The sequence below is a fragment of the Klebsiella sp. CTHL.F3a genome, assembly GCF_019890895.1.
GTDB lineage: Bacteria > Pseudomonadota > Gammaproteobacteria > Enterobacterales > Enterobacteriaceae > Klebsiella > Klebsiella grimontii.
The window spans coordinates 2,022,611-2,037,672 of record NZ_CP082360.1 but is presented as its reverse complement, the minus strand read 5'-3'; the positions used below and the strand labels follow the sequence as shown (position 1 = coordinate 2,037,672).

Sequence of the window (15,062 nt, the reverse complement as noted above, 5' to 3'; positions counted from 1 at the left end):
GACGGCCGGAATTGGCCGCCGTTCATATAACGGCATCTATCATAGTACAACTGTACGAGTATATTCGAACTATTTTTGCTATCGTTACTATTGGTGAAGCTGCGACGACGCGCGTGGCTTTAGAAAAGCAGTTTGGGTATATTACCGGCCAGCCGCCGATACGGGCCGCTGCTCGTATGGCAGCGCAACCGCCGACACAGGAATAGTATGATCGCCAATCACCCCGAACGTGAACAAATTCGCCTCGAAAATGTCCTTTTCGCCCTCGGTAACCCGCTACGGCTTGAGATTATCCGCATCCTTGCCGACGGCAGCGAGCAGAGCTGTAACGCCCTGCGTCATGAAGATGTGGCAAAGTCGACCATGACCCACCACTGGCGCGTCCTGCGCGACAGCGGTGTGATCTGGCAGCGGCCACAGGGGCGGGAGAACTTGATTTCGCTGCGCCGGGAAGACTTAGACGCGCGCTTTCCCGGCCTGCTGGAGACGCTGCTTAAGGTCATGCAGCTGGAGAACTAAAGGCCTGCTACTCCTCGCCGGCCAGCCGCCGATACTGGGCAAAGCGGGCCCGAGCGTCCTCCTCGGTTCGGCTAAAGAGCGCATCCGCCAGATGCGGCGTCGTTTTGTGCAGCGAGGCGTAGCGCACTTCGCCAAGCAAAAAGTCGCGGAAACTCTCCTCCGGCTCTTCGGAATCGAGAATAAACGGCGTCTTGCCTTCCGCTTCCCGCTGCGGATGATAGCGCCACAGGTGCCAATATCCCGCCTCAACCGCCCGTTTCGCCTCGCGCTGGCTGCAGCGCATACCGGCTTTCAGCCCGTGGTTAATGCAGGCGGCGTAGGCAATCACCAGCGACGGTCCCGGCCAGGCTTCGGCCTCGGCGATCGCCCGTAGGGTCTGATCTTTATCAGCGCCCATCGCGACCTGGGCCACGTACACATTGCCGTAGCTCATCGCCATCATGCCGAGATCTTTTTTCCGCGTGCGTTTACCCTGCGCGGCAAACTTCGCGATGGCCGCCACCGGGGTCGATTTAGACGACTGGCCGCCGGTATTGGAGTAAACCTCGGTGTCAAACACCAAAATATTGACATCTTCCCCGCTCGCCAGCACGTGGTCGAGGCCGCCGAAGCCGATATCGTAGGCCCAGCCGTCGCCGCCGAAAATCCACTGCGAACGACGAACAAAATAGTCGCGGTTCTGCCACAGCTGCTCCAGCAGCGGCACCCCCTCTTTTTCCGCCGCCAGCCGTTCGCTGAGCCGGTCCGCGCGCTCGCGGGTGCCCTCGCCTTCATCCTGCTTCGCCAGCCACTGGCGCATTGCGTCGCTAAGTTCGTCGCTGACCGGTAGCGCCAGCGCGGCGGTCATATCATCGGCGATTTGTTGACGCACCGCCTGACCGCCGAGCATCATGCCGAGGCCAAACTCCGCGTTATCCTCAAATAGCGAGTTCGCCCATGCCGGGCCGTGGCCGCGGTGGTTGGTGGTATAGGGAATCGACGGCGCGCTGGCCCCCCAGATAGAAGAGCAGCCGGTGGCGTTAGCGATCAACATCCGGTCGCCAAACAGCTGGGTTATCAGGCGGGCATAAGGCGTTTCTCCGCACCCCGCGCAGGCGCCGGAAAACTCCAGCAACGGGGTTTCAAACTGGCTACCTTTGACCGTCGTCTTACGAAACGGATTGCTCTTCGGCGTCAGCGCCAGCGCATAGTCCCAGACCGGCGCCATCTGACGCTGGCTATCGAGAGACTGCATTTTTAACGCCTTGCCGCGCGCGGGACAGATGTCCACGCAGTTGCCGCAGCCGGAACAATCCAGCGGCGAGATAGCCAGATGGTAGTGATACTCCTTCGCTCCCTGCGCGGGTTTGCTCAGCAGCCCAACCGGCGCGGCGTCATGCTCTTCGCCGTTGAGCAGCGCCGGGCGGATCGCCGCATGTGGGCAGATAAAGGCGCACTGGTTACACTGCGTGCAGCCCTCCGGCTGCCAGACCGGCACTTCCAGCGCGATCCCGCGTTTTTCCCAGGCGGCGGTGCCCGAAGGAAACGTCCCGTCCTCCATACCGACAAACGCGCTCACCGGCAGCTGGTCGCCGCACTGGCGGTTCATCGGCTGCAGAATATCGCGGATGAAATCCGGCATCATAGCTGAAGCCTGCGCCACGGGTTCATCCAGCGTCCCCCAGTGCGCCGGAATCGTCACCTGATGCAGCGAGGCCATGCCCAGCTCGATTGCCCGCTGGTTCATCTCAATCACCGCCGCCCCTTTGCTGCCGTAGCTTTTTTCAACCGCCTGCTTGAGGTAATCCGCCGCGGTCTGCGGGTCGATAATCGCCGCCAGCTTAAAGAACGCCGCCTGCATCAGCATATTAAAGCGCCCGCCCAGTCCGAGCTCGCGGGCGATATCCACGGCGTTCAGGGTATAAAAATGGATATTTTCCCGCGCCAGATAGCGTTTGAAGCTAACCGGCAGATGCTGCTCCAGCTCCGCATCGGACCAGCTGCAGTTGAGTAAAAAGGTCCCGCCCGGCTTTAATCCGTCCAGCAGATCGTAGCGCTCAACGTAGGACTGCTGCGAACAGGAGATAAAATCGGCCCGATGGATCAGGTAGGGCGAATTGATCGGCCGGTCGCCGAAGCGCAAATGTGAAACGGTAATGCCGCCGGATTTTTTCGAGTCATAGGAAAAGTAGGCCTGCGCGTAGAGCGGTGTTTTATCGCCGATAATTTTGATCGCGCTTTTATTGGCCCCCACGGTGCCGTCCGAGCCCATGCCCCAAAATTTACAGGCGGTGATGCCGGCATGCGAGACCGCCAGCGTCTGCTGGCGCGGGGGCAACGAAGTAAAGGTCACATCATCGACAATCCCGAGGGTAAACCCGTCCATCGGCAGCGGTTTATTGAGGTTATCAAAGACGGCCGCGATATCGTTGGGCAGAACATCCTTACCGCCAAGCGCATAGCGGCCGCCGACGATTAGCGGCGCATCGTCGTGATGATAGAAGGCGTTTTTCACATCCAGGCACAGCGGTTCAGCCTGAGCGCCGGGCTCTTTGGTGCGGTCCAGGACGGCAATCCGCTGCACGGTTTTCGGCAGCTGGGCGAAGAAGTGGGCCAGCGAAAAAGGGCGAAACAGATGCACGCTGAGCAGCCCGACCTTCTCTCCCGCCGCGTTCAGCGTATCCACCACTTCCTGAACGGTATCGCAGACCGATCCCATCGCGATAATCACCCGTTCGGCGTCCGCCGCGCCGGTATAGTTAAACAGATGGTACTCCCGGCCGGTGAGCGCGCTGATTTGCGCCATATAGTTTTCGACAATGTCGGGCAGCGCCTGATAAAAACGGTTGCCCGCCTCCCGTTCCTGGAAGTAGATATCCGGGTTCTGCGCCGTTCCGCGGATGACAGGATGATCCGGATGCAGCGCGTTACGGCGGAAGCTGTCGAGCGCAGGCCGGTCCAGCAGCGTCGCCAGCTGCTCATATTCCAGCACCTCGATTTTTTGAATTTCGTGCGAAGTGCGAAAACCGTCGAAGAAGTTAACAAACGGGATACGTCCCTTAATCGCCGCCAGATGCGCCACCGCCGACAAATCCATCACCTGCTGCACGTTGTTCTCCGCCAGCATCGCGCAGCCGGTCTGGCGAACCGCCATCACGTCCTGGTGATCGCCAAAAATATTCAGCGAGTTGGTCGCCAGCGCCCGGGCGCTGACGTGAAAAACGCCCGGCAGCAGCTCACCGGCGATTTTGTACATGTTGGGGATCATCAGCAGCAGCCCCTGGGAGGCCGTATAGGTGGTGGTGAGCGCCCCGGCCTGCAGCGCGCCGTGTACCGCGCCTGCCGCGCCGGCTTCCGACTGCATCTCCATTAAGCGCACCGGCTGGCCAAAGAGGTTCTTTTTCCCCTGCGCCGCCCACTCGTCGACGTTTTCCGCCATCGGCGTGGAGGGGGTAATGGGGTAAATCGCCGCGACCTCGGTAAAGGCATAAGAGATCCAGGCCGCCGCGGCGTTGCCATCCATTGTTTTCATTTTTCCGGACATTGTTCAATCCTCGAAGGTGAGAGGCATCTTCGCCGCCTCAAATAAGCGGCAAACCCAGTTGTTGCCTCAAGCACAGCCTGTGCCAGCTCGCGGATGACAGAATAGTTGGCGCGAATTCAACGCGTTATGAAGAGCGTTGTCGCGCAGCGCGCAAAGAGATTGCGTGGAATAAGACACAGGGGGCGACAAGCTGTTGAACAGGCGACAAACCGCCACAATGGCCCCGGCAGACGGAATTGTTCTGTTTCCCACATTTGGTCGCCTTATTGTGCCGTTTTGTTTTACGCCCTGCGCGACAATGAATTAATAAATATATAAAAATCAAACAAATACATAAACAGGCACGGCTGGTATGTTCCCTGCACTTCTCTGCTGGCAAACACTCAACAACAGGAGAAGTCACCATGACCATGCGTCAATGCGCTATTTACGGTAAAGGCGGTATCGGTAAATCCACCACCACGCAGAACCTCGTCGCCGCGCTGGCGGAGATGGGTAAGAAAGTGATGATCGTCGGCTGCGATCCGAAGGCGGACTCCACCCGTCTGATCCTGCACGCCAAAGCACAGAACACCATTATGGAGATGGCCGCGGAAGTCGGCTCGGTCGAGGACCTCGAACTCGAAGACGTTCTGCAAATTGGCTACGGCGACGTGCGCTGCGCGGAATCCGGCGGCCCGGAGCCAGGCGTCGGCTGTGCGGGACGCGGCGTGATCACGGCGATCAACTTTCTTGAAGAAGAAGGCGCCTACGAGGACGATCTCGATTTCGTGTTCTATGACGTGCTCGGCGACGTGGTCTGCGGCGGCTTCGCCATGCCGATCCGCGAAAACAAAGCCCAGGAGATCTACATCGTCTGCTCCGGTGAAATGATGGCGATGTACGCCGCCAACAATATCTCCAAAGGGATCGTTAAATACGCCAAATCCGGCAAGGTGCGCCTCGGCGGCCTGATCTGTAACTCCCGTCAGACCGACCGTGAAGACGAACTGATTATTGCCCTGGCGGAAAAGCTCGGTACCCAGATGATCCACTTTGTGCCCCGCGACAACATCGTGCAGCGCGCGGAGATCCGCCGCATGACGGTTATCGAGTACGACCCCGCCTGCAAACAGGCCAACGAATACCGCACCCTGGCGCAGAAGATCGTCAACAACACCATGAAAGTGGTGCCGACGCCCTGCACCATGGATGAGCTGGAGTCGCTGCTGATGGAGTTCGGCATCATGGAAGAGGAAGACGCCAGCATCATTGGTAAAACCGCCGCCGAAGAAAACGCGGCCTGAGCACAGGACAATTATGATGACCAACGCAACGGGCGAACGTAATCTGGCGCTCATCCAGGAAGTCCTGGAAGTGTTCCCGGAAACCGCGCGAAAAGAGCGCAGAAAGCACATGATGGTCAGCGATCCGGAAATGGAGAGCGTCGGCAAGTGCATTATCTCTAACCGCAAGTCACAACCCGGCGTGATGACCGTACGCGGCTGCGCCTACGCCGGTTCCAAAGGGGTGGTATTTGGGCCGATCAAGGATATGGCCCACATTTCGCACGGACCGGTCGGCTGCGGCCAGTATTCCCGCGCCGGACGACGCAATTACTACACCGGGGTCAGCGGCGTCGATAGCTTCGGCACGCTGAACTTCACCTCTGATTTTCAGGAGCGCGACATCGTCTTCGGCGGCGATAAAAAACTCAGCAAGCTGATTGAAGAGATGGAGCTGCTGTTCCCGCTCACCAAAGGGATCACCATTCAATCGGAATGTCCTGTGGGGCTGATCGGCGATGATATTAGCGCGGTGGCCAACACCAGCAGCAAAGCGCTGGATAAACCGGTGATCCCGGTACGCTGCGAAGGCTTTCGCGGCGTGTCGCAGTCGCTGGGGCACCATATCGCCAACGACGTGGTGCGCGACTGGATCCTTAACAATCGCGAAGCGCAGCCGTTTGAAACCACCCCTTACGATGTGGCGATCATCGGCGACTACAACATCGGCGGCGACGCCTGGGCCTCACGCATTCTGCTGGAAGAGATGGGGCTACGGGTGGTCGCGCAGTGGTCCGGCGACGGCACGCTGGTGGAGATGGAGAACACCCCATTCGTCAAGCTGAACCTGGTTCACTGCTACCGTTCGATGAACTATATCGCCCGCCATATGGAGGAGAAACATCAGATTCCGTGGATGGAGTACAACTTCTTCGGGCCGACCAAAATCGCCGAATCGCTGCGCAAAATCGCCGACCAGTTCGACGATACCATTCGCGCGAACGCCGAAGCGGTGATCGCCAGATATGAGGGGCAAATGGCGGCGATTATCGCCAAATATCGCCCGCGCCTGGAGGGGCGTAAGGTGCTGCTCTATATGGGCGGCCTGCGACCACGCCACGTCATCGGCGCCTATGAGGATCTCGGCATGGAGATCATCGCCGCCGGGTACGAGTTTGCCCATAACGATGACTACGACCGCACCCTGCCGGATCTCAAAGAGGGCACACTGCTGTTCGATGACGCCAGCAGCTACGAGCTGGAAGCGTTCGTCAAGGCGCTGAAGCCCGACCTTATCGGCTCCGGCATCAAGGAAAAATATATCTTCCAGAAAATGGGTGTACCGTTCCGCCAGATGCACTCGTGGGACTATTCCGGCCCGTACCACGGCTACGATGGTTTCGCCATTTTCGCCCGCGATATGGATATGACCCTGAACAACCCGGCGTGGAACGAACTGACCGCCCCGTGGCTGAAGTCTGCGTGATTGCCCACTCACTGTCCCGTCTGTTCACCGATTTGTGGCGCGGGAGGAGAACACCATGAGCCAAACGATTGATAAAATTAATAGCTGTTATCCGCTATTCGAACAGGATGAATACCAAGAGCTGTTTCGCAATAAGCGGCAGCTGGAAGAGGCGCACGATGCGCAGCGCGTGCAGGAGGTCTTTGACTGGACCACCACCGCCGAGTATGAAGCGCTGAACTTCCAGCGCGAGGCGCTGACCGTTGACCCGGCGAAAGCCTGCCAGCCGCTTGGCGCGGTGCTTTGCTCGCTGGGATTTGCCAACACCCTGCCGTATGTGCACGGCTCTCAGGGGTGCGTGGCCTACTTTCGCACCTATTTTAACCGCCATTTCAAAGAGCCGATCGCCTGCGTCTCCGACTCGATGACCGAAGACGCGGCAGTCTTCGGCGGCAACAACAATATGAACCTGGGCCTGCAGAACGCCAGCGCACTGTACAAACCGGAGATCATTGCGGTGTCCACCACCTGCATGGCGGAAGTTATCGGCGATGACCTGCAGGCGTTTATCGCCAACGCCAAAAAAGATGGCTTCGTCGACAGCAGCATCGCCGTGCCCCATGCCCATACGCCAAGCTTTATCGGCAGCCACGTCACCGGCTGGGATAACATGTTTGAAGGCTTCGCCAAAACCTTCACCGCGGACTACCAGGGGCAGCCGGGCAAGCTGCCGAAGCTCAATCTGGTGACAGGCTTTGAAACCTATCTCGGCAACTTCCGCGTATTAAAGCGGATGATGGAACAGATGGCGGTACCGTGCAGCCTGCTCTCCGATCCGTCGGAAGTTCTCGACACGCCCGCCGACGGCCACTACCGGATGTATTCCGGCGGCACCACGCAGCAGGAGATGAAAGAAGCCCCTGACGCCATCGATACGCTACTCCTGCAGCCGTGGCAGCTGCTGAAGAGCAAAAAAGTGGTGCAGGAGATGTGGAACCAGCCCGCCACCGAGGTCGCCATTCCGCTGGGACTGGCCGCCACCGATGAACTGCTGATGACCGTCAGCCAGCTTAGCGGCAAGCCAATTGCCGACGCCCTCACCATTGAGCGCGGCAGGCTGGTTGACATGATGCTCGACTCCCACACCTGGCTGCACGGCAAGAAGTTTGGCCTGTACGGCGATCCAGACTTCGTGATGGGCCTCACCCGCTTCCTGCTGGAGCTGGGCTGCGAGCCGACGGTGATCCTGAGCCATAACGCCAACAAACGCTGGCAAAAAGCGATGAAGAAGATGCTCGATGCCTCGCCGTACGGGCGAGATAGCGAAGTGTTTATCAACTGCGATTTGTGGCACTTCCGTTCGCTGATGTTCACCCGTCAGCCGGACTTTATGATCGGCAACTCCTACGGCAAGTTTATCCAGCGCGATACCCTGGCGAAGGGCAAAGCCTTTGAAGTGCCGCTTATCCGCCTCGGCTTTCCGCTGTTCGACCGCCACCATCTGCACCGCCAGACAACCTGGGGTTATGAAGGCGCAATGAACATTGTGACGACGCTGGTGAACGCCGTGCTGGAGAAACTGGATAGCGATACCAGCCAGCTGGGCAAAACCGATTACAGCTTCGATCTCGTCCGTTAACCATCAGGTGCCCCGCGTCATGCGGGGCCAGGAGGGAGTATGCCCATCGTGATTTTCCGTGAGCGCGGCGCGGACCTGTACGCCTACATCGCGAAACAGGATCTGGAAGCGCGAGTGATCCAGATTGAGCATAACGACGCTGAACGCTGGGGCGGCGCGATTTCGCTGGAGGGGGGACGCCGCTACTACGTGCATCCGCAGCCGGGGCGTCCCGTCTTCCCGATAAGCCTGCGCGCGACGCGCAATACCTTGATATAAGGAGCTGGTGATGTCCGACAACGATACCCTATTCTGGCGTATGCTGGCGCTGTTTCAGTCCCTGCCGGACCTACAGCCGGCGCAAATCGTCGACTGGCTGGCGCAGGAGAGCGGCGAGACGCTGACGCCAGCGCGTCTGGCGACCCTGACCCAGCCGCAGCTGGCCGCCAGCTTTCCCTCCGCGACGGCGGTGATGTCCCCCGCTCGCTGGTCGCGGGTGATGGCGAGCCTGCAGGGCGCGCTGCCCGCCCATTTACGCATCGTTCGCCCTGCCCAGCGCACGCCGCAGCTGCTGGCGGCATTTTGCTCTCAGGATGGGCTGGTGATTAACGGCCATTTCGGCCAGGGACGACTGTTTTTTATCTACGCGTTCGATGAGCAAGGCGGCTGGCTGTACGATCTGCGCCGCTACCCCTCCGCGCCCCACCAGCAGGAGGCCAACGAAGTGCGCGCCCGACTTATTGAGGACTGTCAGCTGCTGTTTTGCCAGGAGATTGGCGGGCCCGCCGCCGCGCGGCTGATCCGCCATCGCATCCACCCGATGAAAGCGCAGCCCGGGACGACGATTCAGGCGCAGTGCGAGGCGATCAATACGCTGCTGGCCGGCCGTTTGCCGCCGTGGCTGGCGAAGCGGCTTAACAGGGATAATCCTCTGGAAGAACGCGTTTTTTAATCCCTGTTTTGTGCTTGTTGCCCGCTGACCCCGCGGGCTTTTTTTCGCGTATGGACGCATTCCCCACGTTACGGTCAGGGGAAGATTATTCGCCAAAACAAGACACACCCCGCCATCCCCTTGTCTGATTGTTGGCTTTGTCGCAAAGCCAACAACCCTTTTTCTTTAAATATCAAGGCACCGCTTATGGAGCGCGAATTGCATCTTCCCCCTCATCCCCCACCGTCAACGAGGTCACTATGAAGGGAAATGAAATTCTGGCGCTGCTGGATGAACCGGCTTGTGAACACAACCATAAACAAAAATCCGGCTGCAGCGCGCCCAAACCCGGCGCCACCGCCGGCGGCTGCGCGTTCGACGGCGCGCAGATAACCCTGCTGCCCATCGCCGACGTGGCGCATCTGGTCCACGGTCCTATCGGCTGCGCCGGAAGCTCATGGGATAACCGCGGCAGCGCCAGCTCCGGCCCCACCCTTAATCGGCTCGGGTTCACCACCGATCTCAACGAACAGGACGTGATTATGGGCCGCGGCGAACGCCGCCTGTTTCACGCCGTGCGCCATATCGTCACCCGCTATCACCCGGCGGCGGTCTTTATCTATAACACCTGCGTACCGGCCATGGAGGGCGATGACCTCGAAGCGGTATGCCAGGCCGCGCAGACCGCCACCGGCGTACCGGTTATCGCCATTGACGCCGCCGGTTTCTACGGCAGTAAAAATCTCGGTAACCGGCTGGCGGGCGACGTCATGGTCAAACGGGTTATCGGCCAGCGCGAGCCCGCGCCCTGGCCGGAGAGCACGCCCTTTGCCCCGGAGCAGCGTCACGATATTGGCCTGATTGGCGAATTCAATATTGCCGGTGAGTTCTGGCATATTCAGCCGCTGCTCGACGAACTGGGGATCCGCGTGCTCGGCAGCCTCTCCGGCGATGGCCGCTTCGCCGAGATCCAGACCATGCACCGGGCGCAGGCCAATATGCTGGTCTGCTCGCGGGCGTTAATCAACGTCGCCCGAGCCCTGGAGCAGCGCTACGGCACGCCGTGGTTCGAAGGCAGCTTTTACGGGATCCGCGCCACCTCTGACGCCCTGCGCCAGCTGGCGGCGCTGCTGGGCGACGACGACCTTCGTCAGCGCACCGAAGCGCTGATTGCGCGGGAGGAACAGGCGGCGGAACTGGCGCTACAGCCGTGGCGCGAACAGCTGCGCGGCCGCAAAGCGCTGCTCTATACCGGCGGGGTGAAATCCTGGTCGGTGGTATCGGCGCTTCAGGATTTGGGCATGACCGTGGTGGCAACCGGCACGCGTAAATCCACCGAAGAGGATAAACAGCGGATCCGCGAGCTGATGGGCGAAGAAGCGGTAATGCTGGAAGAGGGCAACGCCCGCACGCTGCTGGATGTGGTCTATCGCTATCAGGCCGACCTGATGATTGCCGGCGGACGCAATATGTATACCGCCTATAAAGCCAGGCTGCCGTTTCTCGATATCAATCAGGAGCGCGAACACGCCTTCGCTGGCTATCAGGGGATCGTCACCCTCGCCCGCCAGCTGTGTCAGACCATCAATAGCCCCATCTGGCCGCAAACCCATTCTCGCGCCCCGTGGCGCTAAGGAGCTCATCATGGCAGACATTTTCCGCACCGATAAACCGCTGGCGGTCAGCCCTATCAAAACCGGCCAGCCGCTCGGCGCGATCCTCGCGAGCCTTGGGATCGAACACAGCATCCCGCTGGTCCACGGCGCGCAGGGGTGCAGCGCCTTCGCCAAAGTCTTTTTTATTCAACATTTCCACGACCCGGTTCCCCTGCAGTCGACGGCGATGGACCCCACGTCGACGATTATGGGCGCGGACGGCAATATTTTTACCGCCCTGGATACCCTCTGCCAGCGCTGCAATCCGCAGGCTATCGTACTGCTCAGCACCGGGCTGTCAGAGGCCCAGGGCAGCGATATTTCCCGCGTGGTTCGCCAGTTTCGCGAAGAGTATCCCCGGCATAAGGGCGTGGCGATATTGACGGTTAACACGCCGGATTTTTATGGCTCCATGGAGAACGGCTTCAGCGCGGTGCTAGAGAGCGTCATTGAGCAGTGGGTGCCGCCGGCGCCGCGACCGGCTCAGCGCAATCGCCGGGTCAATCTGCTGGTCAGCCACCTCTGTTCGCCGGGCGATATCGAGTGGCTGCGCCGATGCGTCGAAGCGTTCAGCCTGCAGCCGGTAATCCTGCCGGACCTGGCGCAGTCGATGGACGGCCACCTGGCGCAGGGCGATTTCTCACCGCTAACCCAGGGCGGGACGCCGCTGCGCCAGATAGAGCAGATGGGGCAAAGCCTGTGTAGCTTCGCCATTGGCGTCTCCCTTCATCGCGCCTCATCGCTGCTGGCCCCGCGCTGCCGCGGCGAGGTTATCGCCCTGCCGCACCTGATGACCCTCGAACGCTGCGACGCCTTTATTCATCAACTGACGAAAATTTCCGGACGCGCCGTTCCCGAGTGGCTGGAACGCCAGCGCGGCCAGCTACAGGATGCGATGATCGACTGCCATATGTGGCTCCAGGGCCAGCGCATGGCGATAGCGGCGGAAGGCGATCTGCTGGCGGCGTGGTGTGACTTCGCCAACAGCCAGGGGATGCAGCCCGGCCCGCTGGTGGCCCCTACCGGTCATCCCAGCCTGCGCCAGCTGCCGGTAGAACGGGTGGTGCCGGGGGATCTGGAGGATCTGCAAACCCTGCTGTGCGCGCATCCCGCCGATCTGCTGGTGGCGAACTCGCACGCCCGCGACCTGGCGGAGCAGTTTGCGCTGCCGCTGGTGCGCGCGGGTTTTCCGCTCTTTGACAAACTCGGCGAATTCCGCCGGGTGCGCCAGGGATATAGCGGAATGCGCGATACGCTGTTTGAGCTGGCAAACCTGATGCGCGAGCGTCACCACCACCTCGCCCACTACCGATCGCCGCTTCGCCAGAACCCCGAATCGTCACTCTCCACAGGAGGCGCTTATGCCGCCGATTAACCGTCAGTTTGATATGGTCCACTCCGATGAGTGGTCTATGAAGGTCGCCTTCGCCAGCTCTGACTATCGTCACGTCGATCAGCACTTCGGCGCCACCCCGCGGCTGGTGGTGTACGGCGTCAAGGCGGACCGGGTCACTCTAATCCGGGTGGTTGATTTCTCGGTCGAGAACGGCCACCAGACGGAGAAGATCGCCAGGCGGATCCACGCCCTGGAGGATTGCGTCACGCTGTTCTGCGTGGCGATTGGCGACGCGGTTTTTCGCCAGCTGTTGCAGGTGGGCGTGCGCGCCGAACGCGTTCCCGCCGACACCACCATCGTCGGCTTACTGCAGGAGATTCAGCTCTACTGGTACGACAAAGGGCAGCGCAAAAATACGCGCCAGCGCGACCCGGAGCGCTTTACCCGTCTGCTGCAGGAACAGGAGTGGCATGGGGATCCGGACCCGCGCCGCTAGCCGTGTCGTTTCTGTGACAAAGCCCACAAAACATCGCGACACTGTCGGACCAACCTTGTCAGGAAAAATACACAACAATTTGAAAAATATTAATTTTATTCTCTGGTATCGCAATTGCTAGTTCGTTATCGCCACCGCGCTTTCGCGGTGAACCGCGCCCCGGCGTTTTCCGTCCTCATCCCTGGAGCTGACAGCATGTGGAATTACTCCGAGAAAGTGAAAGACCATTTTTTTAACCCCCGCAACGCGCGCGTGGTGGACAACGCCAACGCGGTAGGCGACGTCGGTTCGTTAAGCTGCGGCGACGCGCTGCGCCTGATGCTGCGCGTCGACCCGCAAAGCGAAATCATTGAGGAGGCGGGCTTCCAGACCTTCGGCTGCGGCAGCGCCATCGCCTCCTCCTCCGCGCTGACGGAGCTGATTATCGGCCATACCCTCGCCGAAGCCGGGCAGATAACCAATCAGCAGATTGCCGATTATCTCGACGGACTGCCGCCGGAGAAAATGCACTGCTCGGTGATGGGCCAGGAGGCCCTGCGCGCGGCCATCGCCAACTTCCGCGGCGAAAGCCTTGAGGAGGAGCACGACGAAGGCAAGCTGATCTGCAAATGCTTCGGCGTCGATGAAGGGCATATTCGCCGCGCAGTACAGAACAACGGGCTGACCACCCTTGCCGAGGTGATCAACTACACCAAAGCGGGCGGCGGCTGCGCCTCTTGCCACGAAAAAATTGAGCTGGCGCTGGCGGAGATCCTCGCCCAGCAGCCGCAGACGACGCCAGCCGTGGCCAGCGGCAAAGATCCGCACTGGCAGAGCGTCGTCGATACCATCGCCGAACTGCGCCCGCATATTCAGGCCGACGGCGGCGACATGGCGCTACTCAGCGTCGCCAACCACCAGGTGACCGTCAGCCTCTCCGGCAGCTGTAGCGGCTGCATGATGACCGATATGACCCTGGCCTGGCTGCAGCAAAAACTGATGGAACGTACCGGCTGTTATATGGAAGTGGTGGCGGCCTGAGCCGCGGTTAACTGACCCAAGGGGGACAAGATGAAACAGGTTTATCTCGATAACAACGCCACCACCCGTCTGGACCCGATGGTCCTGGAAGCGATGATGCCCTTTTTGACCGATTTTTACGGCAACCCCTCGTCGATACACGATTTTGGCATTCCGGCCCAGGCGGCTCTGGAACGCGCGCATCAGCAGGCTGCGGCGCTGCTGGGCGCGGAGTATCCCAGCGAGATCATCTTTACCTCCTGCGCCACCGAAGCCACCGCCACCGCCATCGCCTCGGCGATCGCCCTGCTGCCTGAGCGTCGCGAAATCATCACCAGCGCGGTCGAACATCCGGCGACGCTGGCGGCCTGCGAGCACCTGGAGCGCCAGGGCTACCGGATTCATCGCATCGCGGTGGATAGCGAGGGGGCGCTGGACATGGCGCAGTTCCGCGCGGCGCTCAGCCCGCGCGTGGCGCTCGTCAGCGTGATGTGGGCGAATAACGAAACCGGGGTGCTTTTCCCGATCGGCGAAATGGCGGAGCTGGCCCATGAACAAGGGGCGCTGTTTCACTGCGATGCGGTGCAGGTGGTCGGGAAAATACCGATCGCCGTGGGCCAGACCCGCATCGATATGCTCTCCTGCTCGGCGCATAAGTTCCACGGACCAAAAGGCGTAGGCTGTCTTTATCTGCGGCGGGGAACGCGCTTTCGCCCGCTGCTGCGCGGCGGTCACCAGGAGTACGGCCGGCGAGCCGGAACGGAAAATATCTGCGGAATCATCGGCATGGGCGCGGCCTGCGAGCTGGCGAATATCCATCTGCCGGGAATGACGCATATCGGCCAATTGCGCGACAGGCTGGAGCATCGCCTGCTGACCAGCGTACCGTCGGTCATGGTGATGGGCGGCGGCCAGCCGCGGGTGCCCGGCACGGTGAATCTGGCCTTTGAGTTTATTGAAGGTGAAGCCATTCTGCTGCTGTTAAACCAGGCCGGGATCGCCGCCTCCAGCGGCAGCGCCTGCACCTCAGGCTCGCTGGAACCCTCCCACGTGATGCGGGCGATGAATATTCCCTATACCGCCGCCCACGGCACCATCCGCTTTTCTCTCTCGCGCTACACCCGGGAGAAAGAGATCGATTACGTCGTCGCCACGCTGCCGCCGATTATCGACCGGCTGCGCGCGCTGTCGCCCTACTGGCAGAACGGTAAGCCGCGCCCGGCGGACGCCGTATTCGCGCCGGTTTACGGCTAAG

The 15,062-nt window shown here is 60.5% G+C and carries 12 protein-coding genes; 11 read left to right on the top strand and 1 reads right to left on the bottom strand.

Annotated elements, in window-relative coordinates; genetic code table 11:
* Positions 1 to 207: 207 nt before the first annotated feature.
* A complete protein-coding gene (locus K7H21_RS09605) occupies positions 208 to 519 on the top strand; it encodes an ArsR/SmtB family transcription factor (protein WP_004122375.1) in 312 nt (103 codons plus the stop codon).
* Positions 520 to 526: 7 nt separating this feature from the next.
* Here the strand turns inward: K7H21_RS09605 and nifJ are convergent, their stop codons facing one another.
* Complete coding sequence (gene nifJ / locus K7H21_RS09600; RefSeq protein ID WP_087828813.1) at positions 527 to 4,042, bottom strand: pyruvate:ferredoxin (flavodoxin) oxidoreductase; 3,516 nt, start codon at positions 4,040 to 4,042, stop codon at positions 527 to 529.
* Between the two features lie 404 nt (positions 4,043 to 4,446).
* Between nifJ and nifH the strand changes: the two genes are divergently transcribed.
* From nifH to nifS, 10 genes are all read left to right on the top strand, one after another.
* Positions 4,447 to 5,328: a nitrogenase iron protein gene (gene nifH, locus K7H21_RS09595; protein ID WP_049123239.1), complete on the top strand. Its 882-nt coding sequence runs from the start codon at positions 4,447 to 4,449 to the stop codon at positions 5,326 to 5,328.
* Between the two features lie 16 nt (positions 5,329 to 5,344).
* The gene (gene nifD / locus K7H21_RS09590; RefSeq protein ID WP_223035885.1) at positions 5,345 to 6,793 is read left to right on the top strand and encodes a nitrogenase molybdenum-iron protein alpha chain; all 1,449 of its coding nucleotides are present in this window, start codon (positions 5,345 to 5,347) and stop codon (positions 6,791 to 6,793) included.
* Between the two features lie 55 nt (positions 6,794 to 6,848).
* The gene (nifK, locus tag K7H21_RS09585; protein ID WP_004122390.1) at positions 6,849 to 8,411 is read left to right on the top strand and encodes a nitrogenase molybdenum-iron protein subunit beta; all 1,563 of its coding nucleotides are present in this window, start codon (positions 6,849 to 6,851) and stop codon (positions 8,409 to 8,411) included.
* A 39-nt stretch (positions 8,412 to 8,450) separates the two neighbouring features.
* The gene (gene nifT / locus K7H21_RS09580; protein ID WP_004122392.1) at positions 8,451 to 8,669 is read left to right on the top strand and encodes a putative nitrogen fixation protein NifT; all 219 of its coding nucleotides are present in this window, start codon (positions 8,451 to 8,453) and stop codon (positions 8,667 to 8,669) included.
* Between the two features lie 10 nt (positions 8,670 to 8,679).
* A complete protein-coding gene (locus K7H21_RS09575) occupies positions 8,680 to 9,342 on the top strand; it encodes a NifB/NifX family molybdenum-iron cluster-binding protein (RefSeq protein ID WP_112167183.1) in 663 nt (220 codons plus the stop codon).
* A 239-nt stretch (positions 9,343 to 9,581) separates the two neighbouring features.
* Positions 9,582 to 10,955 carry a nitrogenase iron-molybdenum cofactor biosynthesis protein NifE gene (nifE, locus tag K7H21_RS09570; RefSeq protein ID WP_049114606.1) on the top strand — a complete coding sequence of 458 codons (1,374 nt, stop codon included), beginning with the start codon at positions 9,582 to 9,584 and terminating at the stop codon, positions 10,953 to 10,955.
* Between the two features lie 10 nt (positions 10,956 to 10,965).
* Positions 10,966 to 12,351 (top strand): nitrogenase iron-molybdenum cofactor biosynthesis protein NifN, encoded by a 1,386-nt coding sequence (gene nifN, locus K7H21_RS09565; RefSeq protein ID WP_223035744.1) that lies wholly within the window; start codon positions 10,966 to 10,968, stop codon positions 12,349 to 12,351.
* On the top strand, positions 12,338 to 12,808 hold the full coding sequence (locus K7H21_RS09560; RefSeq protein WP_004122400.1) for a NifB/NifX family molybdenum-iron cluster-binding protein: 471 nt from the start codon (positions 12,338 to 12,340) through the stop codon (positions 12,806 to 12,808). The genes nifN and K7H21_RS09560 overlap by 14 nt, the downstream gene beginning before the upstream one ends.
* Positions 12,809 to 13,003: 195 nt before the next feature.
* Positions 13,004 to 13,828 carry a Fe-S cluster assembly protein NifU gene (gene nifU, locus K7H21_RS09555; RefSeq protein WP_223035743.1) on the top strand — a complete coding sequence of 275 codons (825 nt, stop codon included), beginning with the start codon at positions 13,004 to 13,006 and terminating at the stop codon, positions 13,826 to 13,828.
* Between the two features lie 30 nt (positions 13,829 to 13,858).
* The gene (gene nifS / locus K7H21_RS09550) at positions 13,859 to 15,061 is read left to right on the top strand and encodes a cysteine desulfurase NifS (protein ID WP_223035742.1); all 1,203 of its coding nucleotides are present in this window, start codon (positions 13,859 to 13,861) and stop codon (positions 15,059 to 15,061) included.
* Position 15,062 lies beyond the last annotated feature (1 nt).

Bases quoted from the DNA above. Each gene is read 5' to 3' on its own strand.
- K7H21_RS09605 (WP_004122375.1), top strand. From the start codon at position 208: ATGATCGCCAATCACCCCGAACGTGAACAAATTCGCCTCGAAAATGTC.
- nifJ (WP_087828813.1), bottom strand. From the start codon at position 4,042: ATGTCCGGAAAAATGAAAACAATGGATGGCAACGCCGCGGCGGCCTGG.
- nifH (WP_049123239.1), top strand. From the start codon at position 4,447: ATGACCATGCGTCAATGCGCTATTTACGGTAAAGGCGGTATCGGTAAA.
- nifD (WP_223035885.1), top strand. From the start codon at position 5,345: ATGACCAACGCAACGGGCGAACGTAATCTGGCGCTCATCCAGGAAGTC.
- nifK (WP_004122390.1), top strand. From the start codon at position 6,849: ATGAGCCAAACGATTGATAAAATTAATAGCTGTTATCCGCTATTCGAA.
- nifT (WP_004122392.1), top strand. From the start codon at position 8,451: ATGCCCATCGTGATTTTCCGTGAGCGCGGCGCGGACCTGTACGCCTAC.
- K7H21_RS09575 (WP_112167183.1), top strand. From the start codon at position 8,680: ATGTCCGACAACGATACCCTATTCTGGCGTATGCTGGCGCTGTTTCAG.
- nifE (WP_049114606.1), top strand. From the start codon at position 9,582: ATGAAGGGAAATGAAATTCTGGCGCTGCTGGATGAACCGGCTTGTGAA.
- nifN (WP_223035744.1), top strand. From the start codon at position 10,966: ATGGCAGACATTTTCCGCACCGATAAACCGCTGGCGGTCAGCCCTATC.
- K7H21_RS09560 (WP_004122400.1), top strand. From the start codon at position 12,338: ATGCCGCCGATTAACCGTCAGTTTGATATGGTCCACTCCGATGAGTGG.
- nifU (WP_223035743.1), top strand. From the start codon at position 13,004: ATGTGGAATTACTCCGAGAAAGTGAAAGACCATTTTTTTAACCCCCGC.
- nifS (WP_223035742.1), top strand. From the start codon at position 13,859: ATGAAACAGGTTTATCTCGATAACAACGCCACCACCCGTCTGGACCCG.